At 58.0% G+C, this 10092-nt stretch carries 10 protein-coding genes; 8 read left to right on the plus strand and 2 right to left on the minus strand.

The window, feature by feature from the left end:
• Positions 1-675 precede the first annotated feature (675 nt).
• The 3 genes from VAE55_RS07760 (at position 676) to VAE55_RS07770 (ending at position 3613) form a co-directional block, all read left to right on the plus strand.
• Positions 676-1557: a DMT family transporter gene (locus tag VAE55_RS07760; protein ID WP_322815219.1), complete on the plus strand. Its 882-nt coding sequence runs from the start codon at positions 676-678 to the stop codon at positions 1555-1557.
• A 125-nt stretch (positions 1558-1682) separates the two neighbouring features.
• Positions 1683-2879, plus strand: a complete 1197-nt coding sequence (locus VAE55_RS07765; protein WP_322815220.1) for a VWA domain-containing protein — start codon at positions 1683-1685, stop codon at positions 2877-2879.
• Complete coding sequence (locus tag VAE55_RS07770; protein WP_322815221.1) at positions 2876-3613, plus strand: tetratricopeptide repeat protein; 738 nt, start codon at positions 2876-2878, stop codon at positions 3611-3613. The genes VAE55_RS07765 and VAE55_RS07770 overlap by 4 nt, the downstream gene beginning before the upstream one ends.
• Before the next feature lie 2 nt (positions 3614-3615).
• On the opposite strand, the gene VAE55_RS07775 is transcribed toward VAE55_RS07770, so the two are convergent.
• Positions 3616-4497: an alpha/beta hydrolase gene (locus tag VAE55_RS07775; protein WP_322815222.1), complete on the minus strand. Its 882-nt coding sequence runs from the start codon at positions 4495-4497 to the stop codon at positions 3616-3618.
• A gap of 112 nt (positions 4498-4609) precedes the next feature.
• On the opposite strand from VAE55_RS07775, the gene VAE55_RS07780 reads away from it, so the two are divergent.
• The 5 genes from VAE55_RS07780 (at position 4610) to VAE55_RS07800 (ending at position 9565) form a co-directional block, all read left to right on the plus strand.
• The gene (locus tag VAE55_RS07780) at positions 4610-5647 is read left to right on the plus strand and encodes a TAXI family TRAP transporter solute-binding subunit (protein WP_322815223.1); all 1038 of its coding nucleotides are present in this window, start codon (positions 4610-4612) and stop codon (positions 5645-5647) included.
• Between the two features lie 89 nt (positions 5648-5736).
• Complete coding sequence (locus VAE55_RS07785; RefSeq protein ID WP_322815224.1) at positions 5737-7893, plus strand: TRAP transporter permease; 2157 nt, start codon at positions 5737-5739, stop codon at positions 7891-7893.
• Positions 7894-8218: 325 nt separating this feature from the next.
• Positions 8219-8530 carry an XdhC family protein gene (locus tag VAE55_RS07790; protein ID WP_012256664.1) on the plus strand — a complete coding sequence of 104 codons (312 nt, stop codon included), beginning with the start codon at positions 8219-8221 and terminating at the stop codon, positions 8528-8530.
• A gap of 26 nt (positions 8531-8556) precedes the next feature.
• Positions 8557-9315, plus strand: coding sequence for an XdhC/CoxI family protein (locus VAE55_RS07795; RefSeq protein WP_322815225.1), 759 nt, complete (start codon positions 8557-8559; stop codon positions 9313-9315).
• On the plus strand, positions 9302-9565 hold the full coding sequence (locus VAE55_RS07800) for a hypothetical protein (RefSeq protein WP_322815226.1): 264 nt from the start codon (positions 9302-9304) through the stop codon (positions 9563-9565). Before VAE55_RS07795 ends, VAE55_RS07800 begins: the two co-directional genes overlap by 14 nt.
• A 137-nt stretch (positions 9566-9702) precedes the next feature.
• Here the strand turns inward: VAE55_RS07800 and VAE55_RS07805 are convergent, their stop codons facing one another.
• The gene (locus tag VAE55_RS07805) at positions 9703-9930 is read right to left on the minus strand and encodes a hypothetical protein (RefSeq protein ID WP_322815227.1); all 228 of its coding nucleotides are present in this window, start codon (positions 9928-9930) and stop codon (positions 9703-9705) included.
• Between the last annotated feature and the right edge of the window lie 162 nt (positions 9931-10092).

The raw sequence follows: 10092 nt of genomic DNA on the forward strand, positions 1-10092 counted from the left end.
GTGTCGCGTAGTTTGGAGTGCGGCAGCCGTGCTCACGATCCGGCGCGTGGCATACTGTTACCCATCCTGGTCACGAGGGTGCTGAATGTGCTCGTGCCGCTCATCGAGTCGGTCAGGCATGCGTGCGATCCCTGCGCGTAGACGTTTGGTTGCACCAGGTTCGTGTCTGTGCACCAGCGGCCACGGCCAGCACCTGACGGTGGTGGCGAGGATGCTTGCACGCAGGCTGGAAGCCTGCGCCACGGGAAGCACTTGCAGCCCGACCTAACGCAGCGTGACATGTGGGTAATGCATAGCCTGCTGGGGGCGGGAGGATGCTCAGTCAGGGTGAGGCCGCAGGATGCGCACCGGAGGCGTGCGCTCCCAAGGGGAGGCTAGTGTGTGAGTACCGCGCACGGCGGACTGACAGATGTGTGGCACTCTGTTTCGGCTAATGACACGGGTATGCGACACGCCCCCACCCTAGCCCGCCCCCGCTGGGGGCGGGAGGATGCTCAGTTAGGGTGAGGTCGGTCAGGATGCACACCAGAGGCGTGCGCTCCCAGGGGAGTGATGGTAGATCATGGGCTGTGATTTCTCCAAAACCAGACTCGATATGAGAGTGCTCGTTTGGTTATCACCGGCGACCGTTGCGTCTGTTTGCACTGCTCGTCAGGCAGAAATGCAGACATTGCTATGAACATTACCTCCATTCAGCATGTTCACCCCGCCTGGCGGGCAGCGTTGTGGATGGCCGGCGCACTGCTCTCGTTTAGTGCAATGGCGGTTGGTGGTCGCGAACTCGCGGCTGAGTTATCGACGTTCCAGATTCTCTTCTTTCGTAGCCTGATCGGGTTGCCGCTGGTCGGGCTGGTGGTGATGCGCTACGGTGGCCCGCAACAATTGCGCACCCGGCGGTTGCCACTGCACCTACTGCGTAACCTGGCCCATTTCGGTGGGCAGTACGGCTGGTTTTACGGTCTGGCCTTCATCTCGCTGGCCGAGGTCTTCGCGATTGAGTTTACGGTTCCGTTGTGGACGGCGCTGCTGGCGGTGGTCGTGTTGGGTGAACGGTTGACACCTATTCGCCTGCTGGCCGTTATCTTTGGTATCGCGGGTACGTTTATTATCTTGCGCCCCGGTAGCGGTATGATTCATCCGGCTGCGTTGGCCGTGCTGCTGGCGGCATTTGGCTATGCCACTGCCCATACGCTGACCAGGAAGCTGGTCAGTACCGAGACGCCGCTGGCTATTTTGTTCTATATGACGCTCATCCAGTTGCCCCTTGGGTTGATACCGGCACTGACCGATTGGACGCTTCCGTCACCTGCCCGCTGGCCGTGGGTGATTGTGGTTGGCGTGTCGGCGTTGACGGCGCACTACTGTATGGCGCGAGCGCTGCGGCTGGCCGATGCGACCGTGGTTGTACCGCTCGATTTTCTGCGGCTACCGCTCATTGCCCTGATCGGTGCGCTGTTCTACGGCGAAACGGTCACTTGGTCGCTGGCGTTAGGTTCGATCCTGATCCTGTCCGGCATTGCCACCAATCTGTGGGGCGAGCAGCGTCGGCAGGAATGATCCGTCCGACAGCGATGGTGATGCAGGCAACAGGCGGCGAGTGGCTGTCAACCTGTACACATCCCTGCGGTGATGGTAGAATGTAGACTGATGATGACACTACCTGTGCCAACCTGAAACCTTCCATGAGCGGAAATATTCTTACCCACATTGTCAGTTTTGGCTATCTCTTGCGCGAGATGGGAATCGCCGTCAGCCCCGGTCAAATTGTCGAACTGATCGAGGCGATTGAGCACGTTGGTCTGCTGCGCCGCGAGGATTTGCGGGCGACGATGCGCTGTATGCTGGTGTTGCGCCGCGAAGACCTGCTGTTGTTTGATGTGGCCTTTGAGTTTTTCTGGAAGAAGGCGCTCGGTATTGACCTGGAACGCGAGATGATGCAGATGCTGCTCCCGCAGGTCAAAATTCCGCGCCGTCAGTTGCGTCTACCGCGCCGCCAGCCCACTGCCGATGATGCCGATGCCGCCGAAGGGCAAGAACGGGAAGAGTTCGACATTCAACTTACCTTTAGCCGTGACGAGGCATTGCGCACCAAGGATTTTGCCCAGTGTACCTGGGAAGAGGTCCAGGCGTGCAAGGAGCTGATCCGGCGGATGGAATGGCGGATTCAACCGCGGCGTACCCGACGCCGGCGTCCTGATCGGGCCGGTCGGCTGTTGGATATGCGGCGTACCCTGCGACGGAGCTGGCGTTTCGGTGGTGAACCGGTTGAGTTGTCTTGGCGTCATATCCGTACCGAGCCGCGTCCGCTGGTGCTCATCTGCGATATTTCCGGTAGTATGGAGCGCTATTCGCGCATTCTGCTCCAGTTTGCCCATGCCATCTCGGCGGGGTTGGGTGATGTAGAGACCTTTGTCTTCGGTACGCGCCTGACCCGGATTACCCGGCAGTTGCGCTACAAAGATATTGATGATGCGATTGATGCGGTGAGCAAGCATGTGGTGGATTGGAGCGGCGGTACCCGCATTGGTGAGGCAATCAAAGAGTTTAATTTTCGCTGGGGGCGGCGCGTGTTGGGACGGAGTCCAGTGGTGTTGTTGATCAGCGATGGCTGGGATCGTGGCGATCCGGAATTGCTGGCCCGCGAAATGGATCGGCTGCAACGTTCGTGTCACCGCCTGATCTGGTTGAATCCGCTGCTTGGCACACCTGGCTACGAGCCGTTAACGGTGGGGATGCAGGCAGCCTTGCCGTTTGTCGATGATTTTTTGCCGGTTCACAACCTGGTCAGTTTAGAGCAGCTCGGTGCGAAACTGGCTGCCCTCGGCCCGCAACGCCCGGCTCGCCGCCAGCGCATGACGATCACGCGAGGCTTATTATGAGTAATCCTGCACAGTTGAAGGCAGAAGCCGATGCCTTGATTGCACGTGGCAAATCCCTTATCGCCACCGATTTACCGCAGGCTACCGATCTGCTCAATCAGGCGGTTAAGCTCTACTGGGCTGTGGGCGAGTATTACAGTGCCGCGGCACAGACCGGTAATTATGGTTGGGCACTCCGTCGCATGGGGCGACCCGATCTGGCCCGGCCATACCTGGCTCGTGCGGCTGAGATTTTTGCCGATCTGGGGCTGACCGATTTTGCCGAACGCCACCAGGCAGCAGCCGATGATATTGCTGCTGATCTGACACCAGAGTTTCTTGCCAGTCTGCCGCCGATAGTGCGGCGGGCAATTGAACAGCAAGACGGTGCGGCGCTCCAGTTCGCGATAAATGCCTTGCCACCCGATGAGCAGCAGATGGTGATTGATCGCCTCGCGGCCATCGGGCTGATCAGTCTGGCCGATGACGATGATACTGCAGGACAGGCCGTGCAGCAGTTTGAGCCATTGTTGCAGGCAATTGCTGCGGTGGCCCGTGGTGATGAACGGGAACGGCCAGATGTCGAGCAGGCATTAAACGACCTCGAACGCAAGGGCTGGCGGATTCGCAAGGCAGTGCATCAGATCTGGCAGGGTGAGCGACGGCGCCAGCGCCTCACGTATGGTCTCGATGAGATTGATGCAGCTCTTGTGCATCGCATCCTGGATATTCTGGCTGAAGCGCAAACGCCGTAGTGTCAGGTCAAAAACGCCAGCAATGCGGCCAGGGTCTCGGTGGGCGCCTCTTCGGGGAGAAAGTGACCGCCGGGCACGCTGTGGCCCTGAACGTACAGCGCATATTCTCGCCAAACGTTGATCACATCATACTTTCTGCCGACAAAGCCCTCGGCTCCCCAGAGGACCAACAACGGACACTGCACCTTCCGTCCGGCACGACGGTCGGCCTCATCGTGTTCGAGATCAATAGTCGCAGCGGCGCGATAATCGGCACAACTGGCAGCAATCGTGGCCGGATCGCAAAAACAGCGCAGGTACTCAGCCACGACCTCGTCGCGAAAGGCGGTTGGGGTTCGGCCCCAATGCTTCAGCTTACTGCGCAACCAGAACTCTGGATCGGCGCCGATCAGGGTCTCGGGCAGCGGTGCCGGCTGAATCAAGAAGAACCAGTGGTAGTAGGCCGTCGCAAATTCACGGTCGGCGGTCAGGTACATGTAGTGGGTGGGGGCGATATCGAGCACAGCGGCCCGCTCAATGCGATCCGGGTAGTCGAGGCACATGCGATGGGTTACCCGCGCACCGCGGTCGTGACCGACCACTGCAAAGCGGGTGAAGCCGAAGTGCTCCATCACCTGCACCATATCGGCAGCCATTGCCCGCTTACTGTAGGTGATGTGCGAGGGATCATCAACAGGTTTGGCACTGTCGCCGTAGCCACGCAGATCGGCAGCGATCACCGTGAACTGTTGGGTGAGGGCCGGGGCAACTGCGTGCCACATCGCGTGCATTTGTGGATAGCCGTGCAGCAAGAGCAGCGGTGGCCCGCTCCCACCGATAGCGCCGGCAATCGTTACCCCGTTCACGTCGCAGCGAAATGGTGTGCATTGGTTAAGAACTGTCAAGGACCCACCTCACTTTGTTGAAAAAAACATCACATGGTGGTGATAGATCAGGTATAATCAATTTTATCCGAAGTCAGCTTAACCGTTGTTTACTTGCAAAGGAGGAAACGACGTGGTTTCTCGCATGCGTGTGATCATGCCGGTACTGGTCGCATTACTGGTCAGTGCCTGTGGGAGTACGCCGACGACAACGGCGCCGACGGCTGCACCTGCCGGTGAATCAGCACCTGCGCCTGCTCCCGCACAGACTCTTCGCTACGCTTTTGGTGGTGGGCCGGTTGGCGGTGTATTCCAGGTGTATGCCGATGTGCTTTCGTTGATCATCAAAGATAAGGTTCCCGGCGTGGACATTACGGCTGAAGGTACCGGTGGTTCCGCCGAGAACTTGCGCTCGGTTAATTCTGGTGATCGGCAGTTTGGGATTGTCTATTCGGGTGATGTCGCTCTGGGTGCGCTGGGGCAGTTGCCTGACGATCCCACCGTCTACGACAAAGTGATGCCGGTGGCTCCCCTCTACGGTGGTGTTGCCCACCTGGTTGTTACCGAAGCCAGTGGCATTAACTCGGTGGCCGATCTGGTTGGCAAGCGCATTGCGCTGGGGAATGCCGGTTCGGGTGCTGCGCTCAGCGCTGAGCGCTACTTCAAGGCGCTGGGGCTGTTCGACAAGATTCAGATCGAGTATCTTGGTTACTCGCAGGCGGCGGCAGCGATGGCCGACGGACAGCTCGATGGGTTCTGGGTGCTGGCCGGTTTCCCGAACGCATCGGTACGTGAAGCCGCAGCCGCCACCAAGATCAAGCTGATCGACATCTACACCCCCGGCGTTGAAGGTGGCTTTTTCGAGCAGTATCCGTTCTATTCGCAACGGGCGTTGACCGGTGGTGCATACGATGGAGTGCCGAATGATGTGATGAGCTTCCAGGATACAGCGCTTTGGGTTGCCAATGCCGATGTACCGGAAGACATTGTGTATCAGGCGCTGAAGGCTGTCTACCTCGATGGTGGGCTGGATCGACTCCGCGAGGCGCATCCATCCGCCAATGAGATGGGCCTGGAAGTTGGTATCACCGGGATTGCGAATAAGTTGCACCCAGGTGCGGTAAAGTTCTGGACTGAGCAGGGTGTACAGATTCCCGACGAATTGAAGTAGACTCTTTCATTGAACAGCAACGGGGCGGCTGAGCTGGAACCGGAGGGAGCAGTTTGCTCCCTCTGGTACTACCATGTAAAGAGGCGCTTATGTCTGATCTGAAACAACCTGATAGTGTCGGTGCAATGCCAACCAGTGACGAGATCGATCAGGAAAAGGTTCGCAAGTATCTCGAACAGGAAGAGAAACCAACCCGGTCGTTGGATCGCTTTTGGGGTGTCGTTGTGGCCCTAATTGCGGTCAGCCTGGCCGGCTTTTATATCTACACCGCCGGTACGCTGCCGGCACCGGTGCAGTGGCAACGCGGAATCTACGTGATGTTGACCTATATTCTGGTGTTGCTGCTGTACCCCGCTGTTGGCAAGAAGAGTCCCTTGCAACCGTGGCTGTCCGGTCTGGCCGAGCGATTGCCGGGACCGCTGCGCACAGTGATTGTTCCACGCGGCGGACCGACAATTCTCGATCTGGCACTGATCGTCATCACGGTCATCGTTGTTGGTTACTTCATTATCAATTATCCGGCATTGCAGCGGCGGGCTGGCGCGTATAATCCGACCGATTTTACAGTGAGTGTTATCGGTCTGATCATTTCGCTGGAGATTGCGCGCCGGGTATTGGGCTGGTCGATGACGCTGATCGGCCTCTTTTTCATTCTCTACCTGCGCTTCGGCTTTGTGCTGTACGACATTCCGATTCTTGACACCTTTGCCCATCGTGGCCAGCCCTGGCAACGGGTGGCAACGGTGCTCTTCCTCGATCAGGAAGGCGTATTCGGCGTCATGGCCAATGTACTGGTCAGTTACGTTATTCTGTTCATCTTTTTCGGCGCATTTCTCAACAAGGCCGGTGCCAGCCGTTTCTTCATCGATCTGCCGCTGGCGCTGGCCGGACGAAGTACCGGTGGCCCGGCAAAGGTGGCAGTCTTGTCGTCGGCACTGTTTGGCTCGATTTCCGGGAGCGCAATTGCCAACACCGTCAGTACCGGCACGTTCACCATTCCCTTGATGAAACGGGCCGGTTTCCGCCCTCATGTGGCCGGGGCGATTGAGCCGTCGGCGTCGATTGGCGGTGCGTTTATGCCGCCGGTGATGGGTGCCGGTGCGTTCTTGATGTCGGAGCTGACGAATACACCCTACTCGGTGATTGTGGCGATCTCAATTGTGCCGGCCATTCTCTACTTTCTGTCGGTACTGACGATGGTACATTTTGAGGCCAAGAAGTTCGGGTTAAGTGGGATCAAAACCGAACAGACGGCCTGGCAGATCATTCGGAACGAATGGTACCTCTCGTTACCGCTGCTGGTCGTCATCTTTATGCTTATACAAGGGTTTTCGCCCGGCTATGCCGCGTTCTGGTCGATTCTCTCGTGTATCCCCCTGATGTACCTGTTGCCGGAAAACCTGGCCGATTTCAAAAATCCGGCGGCACAGGGCGGGACAGTGGTGAACGCCTTTCTGCGCAGTACAGTTCGCGTGATCAAGACGATAAACGAGGCGATCCAGAAGGGTGTACGTGATACGCTGGTGATCGGCGCCACCGTTGGCGTGATCGGGATGATCGTCGGTACCATTTACGCGACCGGAGTGGGGCAACGGTTTGCCAACATCATTGTCAGCCTGAGCGGTGGTAATCTGCTGATTGCGGTGCTGCTGATCGGTATCGCGTCACTCATTTTGGGCATGGGGGTACCGGTAACCGCAGCTTACCTGATCACTGCTGTGATTGCCGTCCCAGCGCTGAATGATTTGGGGGTTGCGATCCTGGCGGCACACATGATCGTCTACTGGTTTAGCCAGGATAGCAATATCACGCCGCCGGTCTGTGTGGCTGCTTATGCGGGTGCCGCGATTGCCGGGGCCGATCCCTGGAAGACGGGGTGGACATCATTTAAATTTGCGAAATTGCTATACGTCATGCCGCTTCTCTTCGCCTTTACGCCGGAGATTCTGATGATTGGCGAAAGCGGTCGGCCACTGGTCGATGTAGAATGGGGTAAGGTCGCAATGTCGTGGTTCTCGGCGACCCTCGGCACGATTGCCTTCTCGGCAGTTTCGATGTTCTATCTGGTGCGCAAGACGACGTGGTGGGAGTGGGTGATCGCCATGTTTGGCACGTTCCTCTGTTTCTGGCCCAGCCTGCTGACGGATGCGATAGGCGTGCTGATCGTTGGCGGTGTCTGGCTCTGGCAATGGTACGATGTGCGCCGACAGCACCAGGCAGAGGTGCGGTCGAGTATGGCCGATTAGGCTCACGGTTGCCACGATGATACAGGCAGGCTTGTGGGACGGGGAAGACCTTTGCTACACCTGATCGTTGTGGTAACTGTACGAGGTTTCTCCACGGAGAGCACAGGCCGAAGCCTGTGCTACTCCGGCTCAATCTTGAGAGATTGCTCTTGTGATCGGCAAGGGAAGTTCCTGAGCCGGGCGCAAGTATCTTCAGTTGATGCCGCCGTGTGACACTTGTTACCATGGAGTGGGTCAATCTTGCCTTTTGGTCTGATTAACAAATGACCCGGGAGAGACCTCTGGCAGCTAGTAGAGTGCTAGACGTTTAAAAGGAGCGCGAGTCATGCACGAGATTATCGATGCAATAGATCGCTGGCTGGCACGTGGCGAAAAGGTGGCAATAGCAACCGTTGTGCGCACAATGGGTTCCTCGCCACGCCAGGTCGGTGCCAAGATGGCGGTATCATCCGGCGGCGGGATTGTCGGTTCGGTCAGTGGTGGCTGTATTGAAGGTGCCGTCTTTGATGCCTGCCAGGAGGCAATTGCAACCGGCCAGTCTCGCCTGCTCCATTTCGGTGTTGCCGATGAAACGGCGTGGGATGTGGGATTGGCCTGCGGTGGTACGATTGATGTGCTGGTCGAACCATTGCGTTGAGGATCATTCGCGGAACAGGAATAGCTATGAGCACAATCTACGAGCTGGTACGTGAAGCGGTGCGCAACGGAACGCCGCTGGCAACGATAACCGTCCTGGCGGGTGGTCCGGTGGGGGCGAAGATGGCCCTCAAGCCCGATGGGCAGACGATTGGTGATTTGGGTGAGGCCAGCCTGACGGCGCAGGCTGTGCAGGCGACTTTGCCTTTGCTGGCGGCGGGGGAAACGCAGACAGTTACGCTCTCACCAGAGGTAACTATCTTTGTCGAGAGCTTTGTGCCGCCACCGACGTTGTATATGGTCGGTGGAGTGCATATCAGTATTGCCCTGGCCGCGCTGGCGAAAGTGGTTGGTTTCCGCACGGTTGTGATTGATGCGCGGGAAGCATTTGCTACCGGCGAGCGGTTTGCCCATGTTGATGAGCTGATTCTGGCCTGGCCAGACGAAGCATTGGCGGGCAGGCTCGATGCCCGCAGCAGCGTGGCGGTGCTGACCCACGATCCCAAGCTCGATGATCCGGCATTACGAGTGGCCTTACGCTCGCCGGTGCGCTACATCGGCGCTCTGGGTAGTCCGAAAACGCATGCCCGCCGGCTCGAACGCCTGGCCGCGGAAGGGTTTACTCCCGCCGATCTGGCGCGTATTCACGGCCCGATTGGGCTGCCGATTGGCGCAAAGACCCCGGAAGAAATTGCGCTCAGCATTCTGGCCGAAGTAGTACAGGTGGCACGTCGTGGCTCAGCCGCAACCGGCCAGAGAGGAGGATCAACCAATGACCCCGCTTGATCGTCATCAGGCTGAACTGCTGTACGAGGGTGCACAGGCGCTGGTACGGGGGGATAAAGAGCGTGCACGGGCATTACTGCTAGAGCTGGTTGAACTGAATGAAAATATCCCGGAAGCCTGGCTCTGGCTGAGTGGTGCTGTTGATGATCCCGAAGACCAGCGCGTAGCACTCGAAAATGTGCTGGCGCTCGATCCTGATAATCCCTACGCTCAGGAAGGGCTGGCCTACCTCGATGCGCAAAGGTCGTAGGTGTTGATGGGGTCTATCTCATAACGTGGTGCCTTTATGGTGCCTGTGTCTGGTGGCATGGCGTTCATGACACGTGAACTGACAATCACCAGCTATTAAGATTTGGCAGTATCTGTCTCCCTAACGATTCCTATGCATTACCCACAACTGGTGTCAACCACGTGCGTATCAGCGGGTATAAGCGCCATAGGTGCTGTTTTGGGCGGCTGCCCGGTGGCAGTGCGCTGCTCCAGCAGTGTTATCACGTGCTGGATGGATTGCCTTACCCGCTCGTTATGCGCGTGGCGCAAGGTTTGGAGTGCGGCAGCATAGCTGCCGTGCCAGCCGTGCTCACGATTAAGTGCGGGATACAGCGGATTCCTCATCGGTCACTTTTTCATTACCCATACGTCGCCTGACAGCCAGTGCCCCCTGAGAGCACAAGCCGGAGGCTCACTCACCGTTTGCAACGGCCCCCTCCCGGCCTTCCCCCGCTGACCATTACTCATAACTGGTGTCAGCCACACGCTTATTAGCGGGTATGATTG

The organism is Chloroflexus sp., from assembly GCF_034432675.1.
GTDB lineage: Bacteria > Chloroflexota > Chloroflexia > Chloroflexales > Chloroflexaceae > Chloroflexus.

Bases quoted from the DNA above. Each gene is read 5' to 3' on its own strand.
- VAE55_RS07800 (WP_322815226.1), top strand. From the start codon at position 9,302: ATGACCCCGCTTGATCGTCATCAGGCTGAACTGCTGTACGAGGGTGCA.
- VAE55_RS07805 (WP_322815227.1), bottom strand. From the start codon at position 9,930: ATGAGGAATCCGCTGTATCCCGCACTTAATCGTGAGCACGGCTGGCAC.
- VAE55_RS07785 (WP_322815224.1), top strand. From the start codon at position 5,737: ATGTCTGATCTGAAACAACCTGATAGTGTCGGTGCAATGCCAACCAGT.
- VAE55_RS07770 (WP_322815221.1), top strand. From the start codon at position 2,876: ATGAGTAATCCTGCACAGTTGAAGGCAGAAGCCGATGCCTTGATTGCA.
- VAE55_RS07790 (WP_012256664.1), top strand. From the start codon at position 8,219: ATGCACGAGATTATCGATGCAATAGATCGCTGGCTGGCACGTGGCGAA.
- VAE55_RS07795 (WP_322815225.1), top strand. From the start codon at position 8,557: ATGAGCACAATCTACGAGCTGGTACGTGAAGCGGTGCGCAACGGAACG.
- VAE55_RS07760 (WP_322815219.1), top strand. From the start codon at position 676: ATGAACATTACCTCCATTCAGCATGTTCACCCCGCCTGGCGGGCAGCG.
- VAE55_RS07765 (WP_322815220.1), top strand. From the start codon at position 1,683: ATGAGCGGAAATATTCTTACCCACATTGTCAGTTTTGGCTATCTCTTG.